This is a genomic window from Sorangium sp. So ce448 (genome assembly GCF_051520915.1).
Taxonomy (GTDB): domain Bacteria; phylum Myxococcota_A; class Polyangia; order Polyangiales; family Polyangiaceae; genus Sorangium; species Sorangium cellulosum_B.
Window position 1 is genome coordinate 7,797,515 of sequence record NZ_CP150343.1, and the last position, 22,224, is coordinate 7,819,738.

Consider the following 22,224-nt stretch of genomic DNA (forward strand, 5'->3'; position numbering starts at 1 on the left):
GCTCGGCGCACCGGAGTCTCAGGATTGATCCTCTCGGGATTCAGCGGAGTGCCCGTGCCCAGCCGAAGGCGGCGATGTCGAGCGCGATTGCCTCACGGCGATCGTGACTCACAAATTCGACGGCGGGCCAATCGGCGAATCGCTCCCGAACATGCGAGGGGACGAGGTGCCCTCCGAGGAGAATCCGCGCGAGGTGGGAGAGAGATGGACGCAGCGCGAGGAGATCCTCGAATGGAAGTCGCTTGGCGTCATCTGTCGACCAGATCTCAAGCGATTGAAGTCTTTGGATGAGAGGATGTGCTGCGAGGACGCGGAGCCCGTCAGGGCGCGTGGGGCGATACCAGAGCCCTAGGTGCTCGAGCGCTGGGAGTTTTCCGGCGCCGAGCGGCGCGAGGGCTCCCCGCACGTCATCATTGCCGCGAAATACCGTCAGGTAGCGCAGCGCCGGCGCGGGCTGAGCGAGCATCGCCGCGAGGGTCCGCTCCGGTGCGCCTAGCCCCCGGAGTCCTGGCAGCGCGGCGCCGATGGCCGCGCTGGGCCCGCGGGCGACGAGCGATCCGACCACTGATGCGCACCCGTACGTGTTGAGCAGGTCGACAAACGGACCGAGCGCGCCAAAGGTCATGAGGCGAAGAGACCGGAGCGAGCGTCCGGCAGAGCTCGCCAGGAGCCGACGTAAGCGGTGCAGGCCGACGACGCCGAGCGCGACGTCGGCGCCATCCGGTGAGAAGCCGAGCGCATCGCGGCCGATGCGCTCTAGCTCCGGCCGGAGCTCCTCATCGATGGTGGCGGCATCGTCGTCGTAGACCCACCCGACGAGGCCATCGTGACCGTCGTCGACGCACGAGAGTGGTTCGCGGAAGTCAGGGATCGGGCCGAAGGTCATCTCCTTCGCCGACTCGAGGAGCTCGCGCGCCATGGCGCGCGCATCGTCCCCATCATGACGAAGCCGCTCGAGCTGGAACGCGATCAGGGTACCCGTCGGGTCGCCACGCCGCTCGAGCTGTGCGCCGATCAGGTGAGCTTCGGTGAGCATGTCTTCCTGGGGATAGATGCTGGCGAGTGGTTGTGCGCCAGCGGTGAATCCGTCGGCACGAAGCTTCGCGAGCCTCTGCTCGAAAACGATTTCGGCGAGGTGCGCTCTGGGAAAGGTCCGATCGAACGGCGCGCGGCGGCCTCGCCCGGTCGGCCGCTCCACGATGCGGGCGCCGTCGATGCGCAACTCGACGTGCTCGTCGTGCCGGTCGAGCCGCAGCGCGAGGCTGGCTGGTAGCTTGACGGTGTCGAGGCCACGGTGGAACGACTTGCGGCAGGTCATCGGCGCCTCGAAAACAGGCCGCCGTCTATGTTCCAGGTGCCAAGATTCATCGATCCGTGGGCGTTCGGCCGGCTGAGATGGCTGGTCGGATGGGATGCGTAGCCCTGGCTCGCGTTTGTGCCACCACCGCTCACGCGTCCGCTCGGCGGTGGTCGCCCTGCCATCGTCCAGAGTCGTGGAATGAGCTGAGAGCAGTTCGGGCACGCCGGCACTGCGTCGTTAGATCCGGTTTCCGAGCGGATGGTGTCGACCTCACGGAGCGCGCTGTTGAGATTCCTCTGCCAGTTGGGATCTCCAGGGGCGCACGAGCGTCCGGTCCGGCGTTCCCAGTCTCTGAGGTGCTCAGAGAGGGCTTGCGGCTCGGCGCACCCTTCCGGCGGTCTTGGATCACCTGGCTGTCGAGCGTTCGTCCTCGGTAAGGCCGCTGCGACCGCGGGGTGAATTGATTCCTCGCTGCCTCCGCTGCTCCTCACGACCTGTGTGCCGTTGCGGCGGGTGAGGACACAGCGAAGGAGCCCGTCGACGTCCACCCAATCCACCGGGTAGTTGTCGACATACGCGTACGGATTGATACTCCCCTCGATACCGATCGGCTCCGGGTTGAGGTACTCACCGGTCTCCGGGTCGTAGTACCTGTGCCCATTGTAGTGGAGCCCTGTCTCCTCGTCGGCGTACTGCCCCGGAAGCCTGAGCGGCGTGATCCAGGCCTGCTTGGCCAGCACGTCGCCGTAGAGCCCTGCCTCGATTTCGGCGTTGACGCTGCCGTCCCCCTCAATCAGCGCCTCCGGAGACCCGTTCACGCCATGCACGAAGTACCTGAGCGCCCCCGCTGCGCCCGCCCGTTGTGCGAGCGGCAGCGCGCTCTCTGGAAGCGTGACGTAGCTCCGCTCCTCCACAACGGGCGCCTCCCCGTGGCGCGCACGCTCCGTGCGCTCGTACACCATCACGTCGCCGCGATAGGCATACCGGGTCACGCTCTCGCCCAGCCCGACCTGCGCCACGCGCTTCTCGATCCTGTGGCCAAAGGCGTCATGAGCGAACGAGATCGTCCTCCCCTCCGGGGTCCGCGCCCCCATGAGCCGTCCGTCGCCGCTCCAGTCGTAGGTCCACACGAGCTCGCGCCGTACCTCCCCCTGGCCGTCCAGCTCGGTCACGCGCTTCCGCACCACATCGCCGCGCTCGCTGTAGTCGTAGTGCACGGTCTGTTGTCCCGTCGTGCGCGCCGTCAACCGCCCACCTGGCGCGTACGTGCGCTGCTCGCTAGCCCGCTCCATCTCTCCCGACGCGGTAAAGCGGAACCGCTCCGCGACCTTGCCCGCCTTGCGCCGCTCGACGACGCGGCCATTCGCATCGCGGAGCAACTCTCCCATGTTGCCACCGCGATCTTCGTCGGCGCGAAGCAGCCCCGCAGGCGACCAAGCGTACGTCCTACGCCACATGTCGCGCGACGGCAGCGGCCCGACCCAGGCGGGCTCTCCCGGCCCGACGCCCGGCGCCATCGGTCTGCCGAGCACGCGCTGCCGCTCCATCCACCCCTCCGCGTTAACCTCGGTCGCGATGGCGCCGCCGCCTGGCAAGAGCCGCTCGATCTCGAACCCGCGCGCGTCGTAGGCGAGGCGCAGCGGCGCGCTCTCCCCGCTGATCTGCACGGCCACAGGTCGCCCACGGACGTCGCGCTGCACGCTCATCTCGCCGCCGGGCCCGCGCACGGAGGTGGCCTTGCCCATGGCGTCGTAGGTCCACGCGAACGCCGAGAGCACCTCGGCGCCCCGCCGCGTCACCTCGGTCGTCACCCTCCCCCGCCGGTCGTAGGTGTACTCGCACTCGATGTCGCCGCTGACTGCGCGCTCGATCCGGCCGAGCGGATCGTACTCGAACACGTCCGCGCGCCCATCGGAGGTGCTCCGTCTCACGAGCCTGCCGAGCGGATCGTACTCGAGGTCGATGCTCTCGAAGCCGCACTGCCTCCGGACGATCCTGCCCAGCAGATCGAGCTTGTACCGGATCTCCCGCCCATCGAAGGTCCGCTCGCCGGTGATGCGCCCCTCGGCGTCGCGCTCGATCCGGTGCTCCTCGCCGGCCTCGTTGACGATGCGCACCAGGTCCTGCTCGCGGTCGTAGCGGTACCGCACCGTGCTCCCGTCGGGCCGGAGGAGCTCGGTGACGACGTGGAAGCCGCCCCAGCGCAGCGTGGTCGTGCGCCCGTCGGCGTCGCTGATCCTCGCCAGGTTGCCGTCGATGTCGAAGTCGTAGCGCGTCACCGCGCCGCCCGGCCCGAACACGGCCGCGAGCCTGCCGCAGGCGTCGTACGCGAAGCGGGTCTCGTGCCCGCGCTCGTCGGTGAAGCCCATCACCCGGCCCAGGAAGTCGTAGCGGATGCGCCGCTCGGCGCCGTCGGGCTCGACGACGCGGACGCGGTTCGCGAGCGCGTCGTACTCCATGCGCGTCTCGCCGCCGTTCGGCAGGGTCGCGCCGACCAGCAAGCCGCGCGCGTCATATGTGAATCCGACGACGAATCCCATGTCGTCGTAGACGGCCACCACGTCGCCCCGCGCGTCGCGATCGTAGCGCGCGGTGTCGCCGAGCGCGTCGGTCATGGCCGAGACGAGCCCGCGCGCGTCGTGCTCGTAGGCGGTCCTGTTCGCCGCCGGATCGACCTCGGCCAGGAGCCGCCCATCCGCGTCGCGCTCCCAGCGGAAGACCTGCCCCAGCGCGTCCCGGTACTCGCGCAGGGCGCCGGTGTCGTCGTAGCCGAACATGTGTACGCCGCCGCCGGCGCCCCAGACCATCCGGTCGAGCTTGCCGAACGCGTTGCCGTCGACCCGCCGGATGGCGCGCGAGGTGATCACCTCCGTGAGCACGCCGTCGTGGTGGTCGACCTTGACGTGCAGGAACCCCTTCGCCCGCGAACCGTCGCTCAAGGTCCCCCGCACGCCGTCGTCGAGCGCGTCGTCGCCCTCGCGGTGACACCACGCCTCGATGCAGCGCCTGTCCTTGTAGCGAAACTCCGCCACGAGCCCGCCGGGCTCTTCCCTCCGCACCAGGCGATGGTCCTCGTCGTAGGCGAAGCGGTGCGCGTGCCCCGCGGCGTCCTCGGCCGCGACGAGGTCGCCGCGTGCGGCTCCAGCACCCGCAGGCCGCGGCGTCGCTCCTCGACCTGCCACGCGAGCGAGTGCGTCCAGCCGAAGCCGAGGCCGCAGTCCTCCTCGACGAGCGCGGAGCTGTAGCTGCGCTTGATCACGAGCGGGATCGGGCCGGGCAGCGCGAGGTCGACGACCGCCACCGTGTAGACGCGCCCGGTGATCGGGTCGATTGGATCGCCCGCGTGGGTACCGCCGCCGCTTCCGTGGGTGGGGTTAGGGCAGCCGCCGCCGCTGCCGGGCCCGCAGCTCCCCGCGTCCTTGCCGCCGCCGCGCGCGCCGTTGCCGCCGTTCTTCCCGTCGCCGCCCTGGCCGTCTCCGCGGCCGTTTCCGCCGCGACCGTTGCCGCCTCCGCCGCCCCCGCCGCCGCCGAGGATGAAGACGCCGGGGTTCATGCCGGGGATCACCGCCGCATTCGGAAACGGGGCCGTTCGCGCCATGCGGGCATGCTCGGCGAGAGGAGTGCCGATCGCAACCCGCGCGCAGCTCCTCCGCGTGCTCGACCGCGCCGTGACGACGCAGCGGCGGTCCCCCCGCCGTTGCCGTGTCCCCGTAGCGCGTCGGCGACGCGGCGGCGGCTCCCCGTAGCGCGTCGGCGACGCGGCGGCGGCTCCCCGGGGCGCGTCGGCGACGCGGCGCTGCGCGCCGGCGCGCGTCGCCGACGGCCGCCTCCGGGATCCGCGAGAGCTCGCCCGAGCGGACGGCGCTCCCGGCCGCCTCGAGGGCAAGCTTCTCGCCGACCGCTACCGATCTCCCGATGTCATCGAATCATGATCGCTACTGCTTCCTCGTCACGTGGATCACGGCGGCGAGGCACATCTCGTCGAGGGTGCTCTCGCCGAGGTGCACGTCCACCGGGCCGGGGAGGTGCTGCTCCTTGAGCGCCTTCGCGAGGAACGGATTGCCGTTCGAGTTGTCGTACGTGCAGCGCATCGTCAGCAGATCGCCGCCGCGGAGGCGCGGGAGCTGCTCGATGGGAGCGTCGTAGTAGAACCCGCGCTGCCACGAGAAGTCCCACCTCGGCGTCTGCACAAGGCACTGCTCCGCAGGCGCGTCGGCGGCGCCCTCCTCGGACGCGAGGGTGACCTTCATGTCCGTGCCGACATAGTGCATGTGCGTGCCGGCGCCGTAGAGGTACATCTCCGAGAGAGATACCGCAGCGGGCAGCCTGAACTGCATCGTCTCGACATGGTCCTTCGCGCCGGCAGGGATCAGGAACTCGGCGCCATCCGCGTCGTTCGGCCCGGGGAGGAGGCCGCGCCCCTGCGCGAAGGGAGACTCGAAGTTGCCGATCAGCGCGATGCCCATGAGCCACTCGGGCACGCCCTGCGTGAAGCGCAGCTGGAGGCGCGTCGCGTCGGGCTCGGCGGTCGTCCCGGCCGGGTGATAGTGGACCTGCATCACCAGCCGCGCCCCCGCCGGGAGCTCAGCGCCGATGTTCGGCTCGAGCTCGATGGGGACGCCCCCCGGCGCCCACGCGGCGACGAGCTCGCCCGAGAACCCGGGGCCGCCGAAGCAGTCGTATCCGCCGTGCTCATCCACGAGCGCGTCGGTCGCGCCATCCCTGTCGAGGAACACGAGCGCGTGGTGCACGACCTTGCTGTTGCCCGGCATGAGGTGCACGCCGTTGATGTACCGCGTCTCCGTGAGCCCAGGATCCATCACGAAACACCGGAACTGGTCGGCATCGCCGCTCGCGACGAACGGCTCCTGCGGCGCGACCTCCAGCTCGACGCCGCGCAGCCCCGGCGCCTCGGCCACGAACGGGGGCGGCGCGTCCGCCGGATCCCCCTCGGGAGCGCCCGAGACGGCCCACGCCTCGAGGACCGCTATCTCCTCCTCCGTCAACCGGAGATCGTCCTTCCAGCCGTGAGGAGGCTGGCACTCGTCCGTCTCCATCGCACCCCACGGCGGCATCGTGCGCTCCCGCGCCGAGCGCGCGAGCAGGCTGGCCACGCTGTGCGCGGAGTCGTACGCCGTCAGGCTGAACGGGGCGATGTTGCCGGGAGAATGGCAGCTCATGCAGTGCTTCTGCAGCAGCGGCTCGACGTCTCGATGGAACGTCGGGGATGCCGCCGTGGAGCCCGGCGCTTCCCCGCCGGAGCACCCGAGGAGAACCCCCGGAACGAGCGCGAGCAACGTGAACGCGCCAGATGTCGAAGTTCGCATTGTACCCCTCTTCGATGGCCCGCGTGTTACGTGTTCTGAGCCGTCGAGAGGGCAGCGCGACGGCCCCAGGCGAGCCGCCGCGCTCCCGTCGCCCGTCAGGGCACGCGCGGGATCAGTGGACCTCGTTGTGGCACGTGGCGCTGCAGTCGTCGCCGCTCGCGGTGTTGCCGTCGTCGCACTCCTCGAACGCCGTCTGCCGCACGCCGTCGCCGCAGTGCGGGCCGAACACGCAGCCCGGAGCGCACTCGCCGTAGCCGCCGTCGTTCTGTCCGTCGTCGCACTGCTCGGGCGGCGCCTGGGTCACGCCGTCGCCGCAGCGCGGGCCGTACACGCAGCCCGGGGCGCACTCGCCGTAGCCGCCGTCGTTCTGTCCGTCGTCGCACTCCTCGCCGAGCTCCCGCTGCACGCTCCCGTCGCCGCAGACGGCGCCGATCCGGCAACCGAGGCAGCCCATGCTGCCGTCGTTCACGCCGTCGTCGCACTCCTCGCCCCACGCGTCCTGGGTGACCCCGTCACCGCACTTCGCAGCGTCGCCGCACTCCGCCGTGCACCCGCCGTAGCGGCCGTCGTTCACGCCGTCGTCGCACGTCTCGCTCGGCTGCTGGACGACCGCGTCGCCGCAGCGCGGCCCGATCAGGCACTCCGACGTGCACCCGCCGTAGCGGCCGTCGTTCACGCCGTCGTCGCACTCCTCGCCGAACTGGCTGTCGATCTCCTCGTCCCCGCAGCGGGGGGCCGCCACGCAGCCCGGCGCGCAGGCCTCCGAGCCATAGCCGCCCAGGTTGGTGCCGTCGTCGCAGATCTCGTACGGCGAGGTCGTCACCCCGTCGCCGCAGTAGAGCCCCAGCGTGCAGCTCGTCGAGCATTTCCCGTACCCCGGGCCGTTCCCGTCCTCGTCGTCGCACTGCTCGTCGGGCGTGACGATGCCGTCGCCGCACACGGGCTCGCAGACGGACGAGGCCGCGTTGAAGCCGCCGAGCGTCAGCTTGTAGCTCGACGCCGTTGTGTGGCGCTCCGCCTGGAACACGACGACCTCGTAGACGCGCCCCTCCGTGAGGCCCAGGTCATCCATGAGCACCGTCCCGCGATCGTCCTCGACGCCGGCGACCTCGCCGGTCCCCATCGGGGTGTGGATGCCGCCGAGGTCGATGCGGAGCCGGTTGTTGATGAACACCCAGACGTCGTCGTCCCCGTAGAAATCGAGCCGCTCCCCGCCGTGGTACTCGAACCAGGTGCGGACCTCGCTCGTGAAGTAGAAGTTGTGGTTGCCCGCCACCGCCCAGTCGTTGAACGGATCGCGGGCCTCGCGGTTCGCCTCGCGCTGCGCCGCCGGCACCGACGGGTCCTGCCAGCCCTTGCCGTCGAGCGGGAAAAACAGGTGATCCTCGAAGAGGAACACGTCCGACGTCCCGACCCGCGCGAGCGGGAGCCAGTCCACGACCGTCTTCGAGAGGGACGAGTCGTTGTACCAGCGGTTGAAATCCGTGGCGTTCGTGAGGAAGGCGTCGGCCGGGGGTGACGCGGCCAGCCTCGGTTTGCCGTCGGTGCCGAGCGTCGCCTGCACGAGACCGCGCAAGAGGACGTTCGGCGGGTCGCGATCAGGCTCGAAGTTCGGCGCGTCGTGCTTGAAGTCGCGGTACACGATCGGCACGCGGAGCTCGTCGCCCAGGGTCGAATCGTTCCTGCAGCTGTACCCCGGCTCGACCATGCACCCGCTCGAGCAGCCGTCGCCGCTCCTCGTGTTGCCGTCGTCGCACGCCTCGTCGCCGAGGCGCAGCCCGTCGCCGCAGGCCGACGAGCACCCGCTGTCGCCGCAATCCGGCTCGACCTGGCAGAACGGCGTGCAGCCGTCGCCGAGGTTGGCATTGCCGTCGTCACACGGCTCCGAGCCCTCCCTCTTCCCGTCGTTGCAGACCGTATCGCGGCAGATGTAGCCGCCGGTCGCCGGCTGGCACACGAGGCCAGGCTCCCACTTGCAGGTGGCGTCGCACCCGTCGCCGTTCCTCGTATCGCCGTCGTCGCAGTCCTCGCCCGCGACGACGCGCCCGTCGCCGCAGACCGCCGTGCAGCGGCTCCCCGCGCGCGCGCAGTCGAACCCGGCCTCGAGGCCGCAGGTCGACGAGCAGCCGTCGCCCGAGACCGTGTTGCGGTCGTCGCACGCCTCGCCAACGCCGATCTGGCCGTCGCCGCACACGACAGTGAACGTGCAGTGCACGCCGTCCGGGCACTTCCACCCGGCCTCCACAAGGCAGCTCGGCGAGCAGCCGTCGCCCGGCTCGGTGTTGCCGTCGTCGCACCGCTCGGTCGGCCGCAGGCGGCCGTCGCCGCAGCGCTCGACCGGCTTGCAAGGCTGCCCGGGGACAGGGCACGTGACGCGGCCGGGGTCCTCCAGCGCGCAGACCTCGGAGCACCCGTCTCCGGACACCGCGTTCCCGTCGTCGCAGCTCTCCCCGCCCGAGACGCGCGCGTCGCCGCACGAGTGGAGCCGGTAACACGGCTCCCCCGGCGTCCGGCAGACCCAGTCGCCCGGCTCCCTCTGGCAGCGATCGTCGCAGCCGTCGCCCGAGGCGGTGTTGCCGTCCTCGCAGCTCTCGCCGGGCTCCAGGGCCCCGTTGCCGCAGGCGATCGTCGTGTGACAGAGCTCCCCGGGCTCGCAGACGCAGTACGGCTCCACCTTGCAGGCGCCGGAGCAGCAGTCCCCGGGGAGGCTGTTCCCGTCGTCGCACGCCTCGCTCGCCTGGTTGATCTCGCCGTCGCCGCACGCCGGCTCCACGGCGTCGCACTCCGGCGGAGGATCGGGCGATTCGCAGGGATCACCCCCGGCGCCCCCGCTCCCGCCCGAGCCGACCGTCATGAACCCGCCGAAGCTCCCGCTGCTGTCCTCGCCGCCGGTGCCTGAAGCCCCGCCGCCGCCCGCACCGCCCTCGCCGCTGCCCGTACCGCCCTCGCCGCCGCCACCACCCTCATCGCCGCCGCAGGCGACGAGCGGGCCGGCGAGCACGACGAGGAGCACGGAAGTAAGTCTCTTTCCCAAGCCCATCGACGCCACCATCCCAACTTGCTTCAGAAGGTCGTCACGCTGTCCAAGCCACGCCGCGAGGCGCCTCGAGCGACGAGGTGCACCGCTGGAGACGGGGTGAGCGCGCGTCGCACAGGCGCGCGCTCACATCGACATGTGGGTCGCCCTCGTTCCCGCCCATCGCAACGCAACCACCCTCGTGGAGCAAGCGTATTTCACGGTATAGCGGGTTCCCGACGCGCCGCCCGCCGGGGCGCGACGGAATCCGCGGGCGGCGCGGCGGCATGGCGGCGGCAGGTAGTGCGGGACTTTGGGAACCGCCAAGACGCCAAAAGACGCCAAGAAAACTCAATAATTTCGCTTCTTTTGGCGTCTTCTGGCGTCTTGGCGGTTTGATCCTCTGCGGCGCTGCCTGCAGTAAGTACCGCACCACCCGGCGGCGCTCGGGCTTGACATCCTTGGAAGACCTCCCGCCGAGAACGCCGCCTCGCGCCCCGCCCGCCGCGCGATCGCCATCTCGCCCCCCGGACGCGGCGAACGGCTGTAACCTGGCCGCGGGCAGGCCGGGGCCCGCGCGGATTCGACGCGGGGGCGGGCCTTTCGGCTGACCACACGGAGCATGCATGGTGTCGACAGGGGCCTTGGACGGCGCGGCCCGAGCGGCGGGGGCGTCCCCGCCGCAGGCGGCGGAGCCGCTGGATGGGGGCAATTACGAGGTCATCCGGCGGCGGCTCGTCGAGCGCGCCGAGGAGCTCGCCCGCCGCGCCGAGGCGCTCAACGCGCGGCGAAAAGAGGTGTTCGGCGGCACGGACCTCGCGCTCCTCGAGAACGCCCGCGTCAGGACCGAGAACAACTGCGTGCCGCGCGACATCGTGAGCATCCGGGGCAAGCTGCTCGTCGGCTACCTCGTGTTCATGGGGCTGAAGGAGGTCAACGTCGGCGACGTCTTCAGCCTCCACCGCTTCGCGAAGGACGGCGGCGCGTTCGACCTGACGCACGTGCCGCTCGACGAGGGCGACGCGTTCCTCGGAGACCCGGGCTTCGTCAAGGAGTTCAAGGACCTCCACCGCTACGTCAAGGAGCCCCGGCTGCTCCAGCTGCGCCGCAGCGGCGACACGCGGCTGCTCGCCATCTTCCAGGTCGGCGCGACCGAGCGCGACACCAAGGTGTTCCGGTGGAGCCTCGACGCGACCGGGCGCATCCGGTACCTCGACGCGCGCGGCGACGAGGACAACGTCCGGCCGCGCGCCCACGACTTCGCCTGGACCCAGGCCACCCGCGACGACCACGTGCAGGGCAAGCACCCGCACGTCGCGATCCTCGGCGAGATCTTCGTCGAGACGGTCGGCGGCGATCTCACGGTCAAGGTCGAGAACAACACGACGACGGGGCTCGGCATCTACCGCGAGCCGGTCGACGACGCGGGCCAGGCGCTCGACGACGCCGACATCCAGTACGCCCGGCTCGGGCCGCTCATCCTGCTCAAGATCAAGCCGTTCCGGGAGCCCTCGTACCGCTACCTCGTCTACAACGGCCGCACCCGGAAGGTCACGCGCATCGACGCGATCGGCCTCGCCTGCCTGAGCCTCCCCGAGGACCAGGGCATCGTCTTCCCGAACGGCTACTACCTCATCACCGGTGAGACGAAGCGCTTCGAGGGCAGCACCGAGAGCCTCGTCTTCGAGCGGGTCATCCGCTCTCCGAACGGGGAAGACGTGCTCTACGTCTTCCACCAGGTCGTGGACGGGCGGTACGTGCTCTTCCCGTACAACCTGATCCGCAAGGAGATCGCGACGCCGATCCAGTGCCACGGGTACAGCCTCTTCGACGACGGCAAGATGGTGATCTTCCGGGCGTCGAGCGACGAGGCGACCCGCGTCCACCCGATGCAGATCTGGCAGACGCCGTTCATGACCGCGGAGTTCGCGGCGTCGGCGCCGACCGACGGCTCGTACCTCGCGAAGGTGGGCAACGCCGACCTCGTCCGGGGGATCTCCGACGCGCTCAGCATGCGGCGCGCGGCGCTGGACGGGTCGCCGACCCGGCAGACGTACGAGGATCTCATCAGGACCGCCGAGCGGATGGCCGACGCCTACTACTGGCTCGGCCACGCCGAGGCGGGCGATCTCCTGTCCGTCGTGAACGAGCTCCGGGGCGTCTCCGAGAGCATCGTCGACGAGTTCGAGAAGGTCGAGGGCATCAAGGCGCGCGCCGCGGCCGCGCTCGCCGAGGCCGAGGGGGCGCAGCGGCAGCTGCTCTCCGGGGTGCGGCCCGAGGACGCGGCGAGCGTCGACGCGTTCCTGAAGGCCCTGACCGCGCTGCGGCGGCAGCGGGGGCACCTCATCACGCTCCGCGAGCTCAAGTACATGGACCTCGGCCGCGTCGACGCGCTCGAGGCCGAGATCGTCGCGCGCGCCGACGAGGTGAGCCAGGCGTGCGTGACGTTCCTCCTCGGCGAGCAGGCGTTCCGCCCGCTGGCCGACCGGCTCGCGGGCCTCATCGCGAAGATCGAGGCCGTCGCGAAGTCGCCAGAGCTCGCGCCGTTCGCCGCGGATCTCGACGCCGTGAACGAGGGGCTCTCGATCCTCGCCGAGATCGTGGCGAGCCTCAAGGTCGACGACCCGACGGCGCGGACCCGGATCCTGGAGGGGATCAGCGAGGTTTACGCGCAGCTGAACCGCGCGCGCGCGACGCTGAGCGCCCGCGGCAAGGACCTGCGGGGCGCCGAAGGGCGCGCCGAGTTCGGCGCGCAGTTCAAGGTGTTCGGCCAGAGCGTCTCGAGCGCGATCGCCGTGTGCGACACGCCCGAGCGCTGCGACGCCGAGCTGTCGAAGCTGCTCGTCCAGCTCGAGGAGCTCGAGGGGAAGTTCGGCGAGTTCGACGAGTTCCTGGGCGAGCTCGCGGCCAAGCGCGAGGAGGTGAACGACGCGATCGCGGCGCGCAGACAGGCGCTGCTCGACGAGCGGCAGCGGCGCGTCTCGAACCTCGTCGCCGCGGCGGACCGGATCGTCCAGGGGGTGGCGCGGCGGGCGCGCACCTTCGCGGGCGTGGACGAGCTCAACACGTACTTCGCGTCCGACGCCATGGTCGCGAAGCTCCGCGATCTCGCGGCCGATCTCCACGCGCTCGGCGACAGCGTGAAGGGGGACGAGGTCGAGGCGCGGCTCAAGTCGGCGCGGCAGGACGCGCTCCGGGCGCTGCGCGACCGCGAGGACCTGTTCGAGGGCGGCGGCGACGTCATCAAGCTGGGCCGCCACCGCTTCAACGTGAGCACGCAGGCCCTGGAGCTCACGCTGGTCCCCCGCGGCGGGGGGCTCGCGCTGCACCTCACAGGGACCGACTTCTTCGAGCCGATCGAGGACCCGGCGCTCGAGAGCGCGCGCGATCTCTGGGGCCAGGAGCTCGCGAGCGAGACCCCCGAGGTCTACAGGGGCGAGTTCCTGGCGGGCTCGATGCTCGCGGACGCGGAGGCGGGGCGGGGCGGGCTGTCGATCGAGCGGCTGCGCGAGGCGTCGCTCGGCCCGGGCGGGCTGCTCGGCGCGGTGCGCGCGTACGCGGAGGGCCGGCACGACGAGGGCTACGAGCGCGGCGTCCACGACGCGGACGCGGCGCTGATCCTGGAGAAGCTGCTCGCGCTGCGGTCCACGGCGGGGCTCCTGCGCTTCGGGAGCGCGCCGAGGGCCCTCGCCTGCCTGACCTGGGCGGGGCTCGACGCGCGCGCCCGGGACCTCGCGCACCGGCGGTCGCGGAGCCTCGGCCGGCTCGCGGCGCAGCTCGGCGAGAGCGAGGCGCGGGCGGCGCTCGCGGCCGAGCTCGCGCAGGGCGTGGCCGCGGCGGCGGCGGCGCACAGGCTCGAGGCGAGCGCGGCGGACGTGCGCGTGGCGGCGCGGTACCTCGTGGAGGAGCTGGCGGCGGAGCGCCCCCGGTTCGTGACGAGCGACGCGGCGCTCGCGCTGCGCGACGCGCTGCTCGCGCGCCTCGACCTCGCGGGGGGCCGCGCGGCGTTCGAGGAGGACCTGCGGCAGCTCGAGAAGCACCCGGCCGAGCGGCTGGAGCTCGCGCTCGCGTGGCTAAAGGGGTTCGCCGCGGTCGCCAACGATGGGGGCTCGCCCGGCAAGCCGGGCTCTGCCCCCAAACCCCCGGGCGCGCTTGCCCACCTCGCGCTCGAGGCGGCGGTCGTCGTCGTGACGGAGCGGCACATCGAGCGGGAGCCGAGTGGGGCCGTCACCGAGGCCCGCGTCGAGGGGCTGCTCGGGCAGCACCCGCGCATCAAGGAGCGCGCGATCGCGCTCCGGCTCGACGAATTCCTGAGCAGGATCGAGGACTTCCTGCACGAGAGGGCGCCGCGCTACCGCGCCTACAGGAAGGTGCGGAGCGAGATCGCGGAGCGGGAGCGGAAGCGGCTGCGCCTCGAGGAGTTCGCCCCGCGGGTGCTCACGTCGTTCGTGCGCAACCGGCTCATCGACGAGGTGTACCTCCACCTCGTCGGCGGGAACCTGGCGAAGCAGCTCGGCGCCGCGGGCGACGTGAAGCGCACCGACCTGATGGGCATGCTGCTGCTCATCTCGCCGCCGGGCTACGGCAAGACGACGCTCATGGAGTACGTCGCGAGCAAGCTCGGCCTCGTGTTCATGAAGGTGAACGGGCCGTCGCTCGGCCACGAGGTGACGTCGCTCGACCCGGCCGAGGCCCCGAACGCGACGGCGCGCCAGGAGGTCGAGAAGATCAACCTGGCGTTCGAGATGGGCAACAACGTGATGCTGTACCTGGACGACATCCAGCACACGAACACGGAGCTGCTCCAGAAGTTCATCTCGCTCTGCGACGGGCAGCGCCGGATCGAGGGCGTGTGGCGGGGCCGGACGAGGACGTACGACCTGCGCGGCAAGAAGTTCTGCGTCGTGATGGCGGGCAACCCGTACACGGAGTCGGGCGCGCGCTTCCAGATCCCCGACATGCTGTCGAACCGCGCCGACACGTACAACCTCGGCGACGTCCTCGACGGCAAGGAGGCGCTGTTCGCGCTGAGCTACCTGGAGAACGCGCTCACGTCGAACCCGACGCTCGCGCCGCTCTCCGGGCGCGCGCCGGGCGACACACACAAGCTCATCCGGATGGCGCAGGGCGAGGCCATCGCCGCGACGGAGCTCGAGCACGGCTACTCCGCCGCGGAGGTCTCGGAGATTGTCGCCGTGTTCGAGCGGCTCTTCCGGGTGCAGAAGGTGCTGCTGTCCGTGAACCTCGAGTACATCCGGAGCGCGTCGCAGGACGACGCCTTCCGGACGGAGCCGCCGTTCAAGCTGCAGGGCAGCTACCGGAACATGAACAAGCTGGCCGAGAAGGTCGTGGCGGCGCACACGCCCGAGGAGGTCGACCGGCTCATCGACGATCACTACGTGAGCGAGTCGCAGACGCTGACGACGGGCGCCGAGCAGAACCTCCTCAAGCTCGCCGAGCTGCGCGGCCGGATGACGCCGGAGCAGGCAGCGCGGTGGGACGACATCAAGAAGGGCTTCGTGCGCATCAAGCGCATGGGCGGCAAGGAGGACGATCCGGTCGTGCGCGTGACCGGCACGCTGTCGATGCTGGGCGAGCAGCTGGAGGGCATCCGCGGCGCGATCGGGAAGGCGGCCGCGGTGGCGCAGGCGGGGGACGCGCGGGCGCGGGAGATGAAGCAGTGGCTCGCGCCCGAGATGGAGCGGCTCTCCGCGGCGCTCAAGGGGGTGGCGCAGCCGCGGGTCGACGTGAAGGTCGAGACGGATCGCTCGGTGTCGGAGTTCGTGGGGCACCACCTGTCGCTGGTGGAGCGGATCGTGGCGCCGCTCGCGAAGGCGACGACGCAGAGCGCGTTCGGCATCCGGGCCATCGAGGCGCAGGTCTCGGAGCTCGCGCAGGGGCTCCGGTCGCTCGAGGAGAAGGTCCGCGCGGCGGCGCGCCCGCAGAGCCAGCCGCCGCCGCCGCGCTTCGAGGCGCGGGTCGGGGCGGCGTCGCCGGCGAACTTCTACCGGACGGCGCCCGCGGCCGACGTCGTCGATCACGGCGGCATCTTCGTGCCGACCTTCCGGCCGCCGCCGGCGCGCGGGACGACGGTGGCGCTCAAGATCCCGTTCGCGGAGGGCGGCGAGATCGACGCGGTGGGGGTGGTCGAATGGACGCGCGAGGCAGAGGAGGAGGGCCCGCCTGGGTTCGGGGCGCGCTTCGTGCGGCTCTCGGGCGAGCAGCGTGAGCTCGTGGAGGGGTTCGTGCGGCAGCGGGAGCCGATGCTGCTCGGCATGTGAGCGCGCTCGCAGAGCGGGCGCTCACGTGCTCGCCCGGTGACGCCGACGCGACGCCGACGCCGCGCTCGCGCGCCCAGGGCAGAGCAGGGCGCGGCGCTGCGGCGCGGAGGTATGCGGCCCGAGCACAGCGTCCGAGCTGAGCCGATGCTGCGCGAGGTTCGTCGCCCGAGCGAGCGGCCGCGCGCGGCGGCAACCCCTCTATGAGGAGTGGAGCGGCCTCCCTCGTGCGTGATATCACCGTCACGACGCGGTTCGTCGGCGATGGCCTGGATCCGAAGCCCGCGCTCCGGCGCCGGGCACTCAGGAGCTTCAGCGCATGAAGATGATGACCCTCGGACCCTTTGACGGGAACGCGTGGCTGCTCGGCCGGAAGATCGAGCGGACGGTCGCGGAGTGGAAGGAGCCGGCGCGGCTCGCGATCGTGGCCATGCCGAGCGGGACGAAGCACGAGGAGTACCTCGCCGCGGTCGAGGACGCGACGGGCGTTCCGGTGGTCGGAGCCACCACCGGCGGGGTGTCGTTCACGGAGCGCGGCTTCAGCAGGAGCGGGGTGACGTGCGCCTTCCTCGGGGGAGCGAACGTCGAGGTGGCGTGCACCGCGGCGCGCGAGCTGCGCTCGGATCACGGCAAGAGCATCAGGGCGGCGCTGAGCGACATGGACGAGGCCGTCTCGAGCGGCAGCGGGCGGAGCGGGGCGACGAGCTCGATCCTGGTGCTGGCGGACGCGTTCGCGTGCGACGGCGACGATCTGGTGGCCGCGCTCCGCCAGGGCGTGCCGCCGCACACGCGCGTCTTCGGCGGGACGGCGGGCGACGGGTGGACGTTCGAGGGGGCGCGGGTGTTCCTCGGCCGCAAGGTGCTGACGGACGCGGCGGTCCTCGTGCGGCTGACGCACCGGCAGCGGGTGAACATCGACGTCGTGCACGGGTTCCGCGCCGCCGAGGGCGGGCGGGATTTCACGATCACGGACATCGAGCGGAACGTGCTCAGGACGCTGGACGGGCAGCCGGCGGCCCGTGTGTACGAGGAGGAGCTCTCGCGGCTCGGCTTCCGCTCGAGCGGCGAGGGGCTGCTCCAGACGATGGCGAAGCACGCGCTCGGGGCGAAGACGCCGTTCGGCGAGGCGCTGAAGATCAGGTCGCCGATCGCGATCCGCGGGGACGGCGCGGTGGTGCTGACCGGGGGGCTGGCGCGCGGGCAGGTGGTGCGCGTCGTGAACGCGGCGACCGACACGGTGCTCCAGGCGGCGAAGAGCCTGTCGACGAAGGTGCTGGGGCCGCTGCCCGGGGTGGCCGGTTCGCTGGTGTTCGACTGCGCTGCGCGGTTCCGGATGCTGGGCGAGCGGTACCGCGAGGAAGTGCGGGCGTTCCTCTCACCGAACGCGGCGTCGAACCCGATGTTCGGGATGGCGTGTTACGGGCAGATCGCGAAGTTCGGGGGGAGCGTCGAGGGCTTCTACAACACGAGCGCTGTCATGGTGGCGTGGGGGGAGTCGGACCAGGCGACGGCTGGCGGGTGAGCTTTGCTGGGCTGACGACGCGGCGGGGCGGATCGTTGCGCGGTGTGGGGGCTTTGCTGAGCTGACCGGCCCAAGGAGAGGCACGAGCCGGGTCGGGTCAGCCGACGGACGATAGACGCCCTCGACGTTCACGAAGGTGCGATGTCGGTGCACGGCGTTCGTGGCACGCGCCATGTTTGCACCGCGGCGAGCGTGGCACCGGACCACCGTCGATCGCGAGACATCTGCAGGGGAGCAACACCGCTGGACGTCGAGCTGCGTCCAGCGCGGCCTACCCGATGAGGTCCGTTCACGGCGCGCTGGCTCCGCCGCGAGAGGGGCGCATGTCGAGGCTGAACAGGACGGGTGGGTCGTCAAGGTGCTCGACCAGTGACACGGAGGAGTGACTTCATGCGATGCAATCCGTTGGAGAAAACGCATCGATTCCGGTGCGCCGCCGTGCTCGCCGCGGCATTGTGCGCGACCGCGTGCCAGCGGGCGCAAATGTACGAGGAGCCTGAAGGACCGACGCCGGTGGTCGGGTGCGACGTGTTCGCGAGCGCGAGCGCTGCGCCTGGAGGCGCCGGGACGCGCGACGCTCCCTACGCGCGCCTGCAAGAGGCGATCGACGACGCGAAGGGCGGGACGGTGTGCGCATGCGCCGGCCATCCTTTCGCCGAGGCCGTGACGCTGCGCGCGGGGGTCGAGGTGCGCGGGGACTTCACGTGCAATGGAGAGTGGAAGCAGAGCTCGGATGCGAAGAGCGCCATCGCGGGGCCGGCGGGACAGGTCGCGTTGACCCTGACGGGCGACGCGGACGGGGCGAAGGTGCATGGATTCGTGATCTCCGCGGCGAGCGCGACGGAGCCTGGCGGGTCGTCCATCGCAGTTACCGTGGCGGACATCGCGGCCGAGCTGAGCCACCTCGAGGTACGGGCCGGCGACGGCATGCCCGGCGCCGACGGTGAGCCGCAGGCCACCGCGGCAGACGCCGGGGGGGACGCTCCGGCAGAGGGCGCCCACGCGCCGACGAATGCCTGCGTGGTTCCCGCGCGCGGTGGTGAGTCCGGACGGATGACGTGCGGTGACGTGGTCACCGATGGTGGCGCGGGCGGGACCGGGGAGACGTCGCCCCTTGCCCTGAGTCTGCCCTCCACGCCCGCGGAACCCGGTGAGGGCGGCAAGCCGCTCGCGAGCACGCCCCCGGACGGGTTTGGAGGCACGGTCGACGCCTCGGGAACCCGCCAGGCAGGCATCGCCGGTGCCACTGGCGCCAGCGGGACGCCTGGCGAAGGCGGCCATGACGGGAGGCTGACCCTCGCCGGCATCACGGACGGCGACGGAGCCCCCGGCCAGCCCGGCAAGCCGGGCCAGGGAGGCGGAGGGGGCGCCGGCGCACGCGTGCTGGGCGTCGTTTGTACCTTCATCGACGGACGTCCGGCAGACGGCGCTGCCCCGGGCGGTGGGGGTGGAGGCGCAGGGGGATGCGGCGGCAAGGGCGGCGCAGGAGGGAGAGCCGGCGGGTCCAGCCTTGGAATCGTGAGCATCGGGACGAAGCTGGCTCTGGCCGATGTGACCGTCACGGTGGGTCATGGCGGCAAAGGAGGAATCGGCGCCGCAGGACAGAGCGGCGGAGAAGGGGGGCGAGGTGCACCCGGCGGCACGACCCGGAACGATGTGAATGCGCCCGACAACGGGGCTGGGGGGATGGGCGGTCGTGGCGGCGATGGCGGCCCCGGAGGCGGCGGGCGCGGCGGACATGCGATCGGCGTCGCCTACGACGCCGCCCCTGCTGCCGTGCCTTCGTTGAAGGAGTTCATCCCTGGAGAGCCGGGTGAAGGCGGTCCGGGAGGACTCGAGTCATCCTCCAGCGCAGGCCGCGCCGGCGTCAGCGCCGCCTGCTGGAGCTTCAAGACAGGGACGCGCTGCGCGCCGTGAGCCGCGGCCGCCGCCACGCAGCACACCTCGAGGAAGGCCTATTTGAAGAGGGGCAACGGCCGCACGGGGTCGCCTCAGAATCCCAGCGTCCGGATCGCCTTGCGGATCGTGTCCGCGCTGGCCCGGACGCCGGCCTCCTCCTCGGGGCTCATCGGTAGGGGCAGCTGTGACTCGACGCCGGACCGGTTCACGATGCACGGCACGCTCAGGCAGACATCGTCGATCCCGCGATAGCCGCTCAGCAGGCTGCTGACGGGCAGCACGCGGCTCTCGTCGCGGAGCAGGGCCTCCAGGATCTTGGCGGTCGCGAGGCCGATAGCGTAGTTCGTCGCGCCCTTGCCGGAGATCACCTGGGCGGCGGCGTTCTTCACGTTGGAGAAGATCTCCGCCCGGTCGGTCGCGCCGAGGTGGCCGTGGCCGGGCACGGACCACGCGTCGAGCGGGATGTTCGCCACGTTCGCGCTGCTCCACAGCGGCACCTCGCTGTCCCCGTGCTCTCCCGCGATGTACGCGTGGACGTTCTGCACGGCCACGTCGAGCCGCCTTGCGATGAGGAACCTGAACCGGCTGCTGTCGAGCACCGTGCCGCTGCCGATCACCCGGGCGGGCGGGAGGCCTGTCAGCTTGAGCGTGACGTACGTGATCACGTCGACCGGGTTGGTGACGAGCAGGTAGAGCGCGTCCGGCGCGACGGCCTGGAGCCTCGGCAGGAGCTCGCGGCATATCGCGACGTTCGCGGTGGCGAGGTCCATCCTGCTCTGCCCGGGCTTCTGCTTCGCACCCGCGGTGATCACGACAACGTCCGCCCCGCGGCAGACCTCGACGTCATCGCTGCCGTCGAGCGTGGCCACCGGGACGAACTGCAGCCCATGGTTGAGGTCGAGCACCTCGGCGTCGACCTTGGCCCGGTTCGTGTCGAACAGGGCGATCTGCTTCGCCACGCCGCGGAGCAGGCTCGCATAGGCGATCGTCGCGCCAACGCTGCCAGCACCCACGATCGCGACCTTGCTGGAAGAGATGGTCTGGTGATCAGGCATACCGCCGGGGTACCGCGGCGGTACGGCTGCACCAAGGCAAATCGGGCCGCTGAGCCCGCGCTGGCTCAGCCGTGGCCGTCCGGCGGCGGGGCGGCCGGCGCCACGACGATCGCCGGCACGACCGCCGGCGCTGCCCTCGGGTCGGCGGCGGGCACTGCGGTGCCGGCGGGCCCTGCGGCGCCCTCGGCGAGCCCCGGGGCGCCGGCCGGGGGCCGTATCTCGATGGCGAGGGCCGGCTGCGCCGCGGCGGGGCTGAGCGCCACGCCCTCGTCGCGGCACGCGCGGAAGAACGCCTTCATGACCTCGGACTCCAGCAGATCGTGGCGCTCGAAGTCGGCGATCCAGAACTTGATGACATAGCGCTGGAAGAGCGGCGTGACGGCGGCGAGCCAGAGCCTGGGCGCGGGCTCGCGCAGCACCTCGGGCACCTCGCTGCAGGCGCGCTGGGCGGCGCGCTCCACGGCCTCGGTCGGGGCGGCGAGCGCGACGAGCATCTCGATGTTGCGCGCGCAGTTCCGGTCCGGCGCGCAGAAGTTCTGGACGCGCGCCTTGGCGATGATCGAGTTCGGCAGGATCACCACGTCTCCGGAGAACGTCCGGAGGCGCGTGGAGCGCCATCCCACGTAGATCACCTGCCCCTCGACCCCGTCGACGAGGATCCAGTCCCCGACGCCGAACGAGCGCTCGGAGTGCAGGGCGAGCCCGGCGAACAGGTTGCCCAGGGTGTCCTGCAGCGCCAGGCCGAGGACCACCGTGATGACGGTCGAGGTCGCGAGCAGCGGCACGAGGTCGACCCCGGTGACCGCGCCGACGATCGAGAGGCCGGCGACCAGGTAGAGGATCGTGAGCAGGAGGTGCCGCACCAGCGCCGGGAGCAGCACCTTCCGGCGCTCGGCGAGCCAGTAGTCGATGACCAGGGTCTCGGCGATCTCGATGGCGAGGTACGCGGCGAGGGTGAGCTCCAGGAGGAGCACGGCCTTGTGGAGCGTGGGCAGCTCTCCCCCGCGGAGGGAGATGAACGCGTGCAGCGCGAGCAGCGCGACGAGCATGCGCGCCGGCAGCCGCATGCGGCGGACCAGGAGGTCGTCCAGCGACGTCTGCGTGGCGCCCGCGAGGCGCGAGAGCGAGGCGAAGACCAGGCGGTAGACGAAGAAGCCGAGCGCGAGGACGGAGGCCGAGATCGCCAGCGCGACGGGCATCGAGGCGGGAGAGCGGATGAGGTCGGCCCAGAGCGCGAGGAGCCGGTCGAGGTTCACGCGGCCGAGTCTGCCACAACTCCGCCGCGGCCCGAGCGCGGGGATCCGTCGCCGAGCCGCGCCCGGGGGCGTAGACTCCTTCCATGGACGACATTCGCGATATAAGCGACGACGAGGCCCGGGTGGCGGAGCTGGTGCGCTCGGCGCGGCGGGTCGCCGTGCTCGGCATCAAGACCGAGGCGCAGTCGGATCAGCCGGCGTTCTACGTGGCCAGCTATCTGCAGGGCGCGGGAGTGGAGGTGATCCCGGTCCCTGTCTACTACCCTGACGTGAAGACCATCCTCGGCCAGCAGGTCTATCGCCGGGTGGCCGACGTCCCGGGCCCCATCGCCATCGTCGATGTCTTCCGGCGGGGCCAGGACGTCGCCGGGCACCTCGACGACCTGCTCGCCGCCCGGCCGCGCGCCGTCTGGCTGCAGAGCGGCATCCGGAACGACCAGGTGGCCGAGCGGCTTGTCGAGGCAGGCATCCTGGTCGTGCAGGACCGCTGCCTGATGGTGGAGCACCGCCGCCACGCAGGGCGGGGCTGAGGCGCGGCGCAGGCGCCAGGCGGTCCGGTCAGGCCGCATCG

General features: G+C 71.5%; 11 protein-coding genes. 4 read left to right on the forward strand and 7 right to left on the reverse strand.

Translation table 11 applies throughout. The features are described from left to right. Positions 1–40: 40 nt before the first annotated feature. The 5 genes from WMF45_RS29415 to WMF45_RS29435 all read right to left on the reverse strand — a co-directional run bounded on the left by WMF45_RS29415 (position 41) and on the right by WMF45_RS29435 (position 9,679). Positions 41–1,318 (reverse strand): hypothetical protein, encoded by a 1,278-nt coding sequence (locus tag WMF45_RS29415; protein WP_437708095.1) that lies wholly within the window; start codon positions 1,316–1,318, stop codon positions 41–43. Continuing rightward, positions 1,315–4,332 carry an RHS repeat-associated core domain-containing protein gene (locus WMF45_RS29420; RefSeq protein ID WP_437708097.1) on the reverse strand — a complete coding sequence of 1,006 codons (3,018 nt, stop codon included), beginning with the start codon at positions 4,330–4,332 and terminating at the stop codon, positions 1,315–1,317. Before WMF45_RS29420 ends, WMF45_RS29415 begins: the two co-directional genes overlap by 4 nt. Beyond that, on the reverse strand, positions 4,236–4,898 hold the full coding sequence (locus tag WMF45_RS29425; RefSeq protein ID WP_437708099.1) for a DUF6531 domain-containing protein: 663 nt from the start codon (positions 4,896–4,898) through the stop codon (positions 4,236–4,238). The genes WMF45_RS29420 and WMF45_RS29425 overlap by 97 nt, the downstream gene beginning before the upstream one ends. A gap of 337 nt (positions 4,899–5,235) precedes the next feature. Continuing rightward, entirely contained in the window at positions 5,236–6,627 is a 1,392-nt protein-coding gene (locus WMF45_RS29430; protein ID WP_437708100.1) for a hypothetical protein, read from the reverse strand. A 112-nt stretch (positions 6,628–6,739) separates the two neighbouring features. Beyond that, the gene (locus WMF45_RS29435; RefSeq protein WP_437708102.1) at positions 6,740–9,679 is read right to left on the reverse strand and encodes a DUF4215 domain-containing protein; all 2,940 of its coding nucleotides are present in this window, start codon (positions 9,677–9,679) and stop codon (positions 6,740–6,742) included. A 590-nt stretch (positions 9,680–10,269) separates the two neighbouring features. Between WMF45_RS29435 and WMF45_RS29440 the strand changes: the two genes are divergently transcribed. The 3 genes from WMF45_RS29440 to WMF45_RS29450 all read left to right on the forward strand — a co-directional run bounded on the left by WMF45_RS29440 (position 10,270) and on the right by WMF45_RS29450 (position 19,360). Continuing rightward, positions 10,270–15,924 carry a DNA repair ATPase gene (locus WMF45_RS29440; RefSeq protein WP_437708104.1) on the forward strand — a complete coding sequence of 1,885 codons (5,655 nt, stop codon included), beginning with the start codon at positions 10,270–10,272 and terminating at the stop codon, positions 15,922–15,924. Between the two features lie 316 nt (positions 15,925–16,240). Next, positions 16,241–17,443 (forward strand): FIST signal transduction protein, encoded by a 1,203-nt coding sequence (locus WMF45_RS29445; RefSeq protein ID WP_437541949.1) that lies wholly within the window; start codon positions 16,241–16,243, stop codon positions 17,441–17,443. Between the two features lie 483 nt (positions 17,444–17,926). Beyond that, positions 17,927–19,360, forward strand: coding sequence for a hypothetical protein (locus WMF45_RS29450; protein ID WP_437708106.1), 1,434 nt, complete (start codon positions 17,927–17,929; stop codon positions 19,358–19,360). Between the two features lie 74 nt (positions 19,361–19,434). On the opposite strand, the gene WMF45_RS29455 is transcribed toward WMF45_RS29450, so the two are convergent. Both WMF45_RS29455 and WMF45_RS29460 read right to left on the reverse strand, forming a co-directional pair. Beyond that, positions 19,435–20,397, reverse strand: a complete 963-nt coding sequence (locus WMF45_RS29455; RefSeq protein ID WP_437708108.1) for an L-lactate dehydrogenase — start codon at positions 20,395–20,397, stop codon at positions 19,435–19,437. Positions 20,398–20,462: 65 nt separating this feature from the next. Continuing rightward, complete coding sequence (locus WMF45_RS29460; protein WP_437708110.1) at positions 20,463–21,653, reverse strand: mechanosensitive ion channel family protein; 1,191 nt, start codon at positions 21,651–21,653, stop codon at positions 20,463–20,465. Between the two features lie 83 nt (positions 21,654–21,736). Here WMF45_RS29460 and WMF45_RS29465 point away from each other — a divergent pair, with 83 nt between their 5' ends. Then, on the forward strand, positions 21,737–22,183 hold the full coding sequence (locus WMF45_RS29465; RefSeq protein WP_437708112.1) for a CoA-binding protein: 447 nt from the start codon (positions 21,737–21,739) through the stop codon (positions 22,181–22,183). Positions 22,184–22,224: the final 41 nt, after the last annotated feature.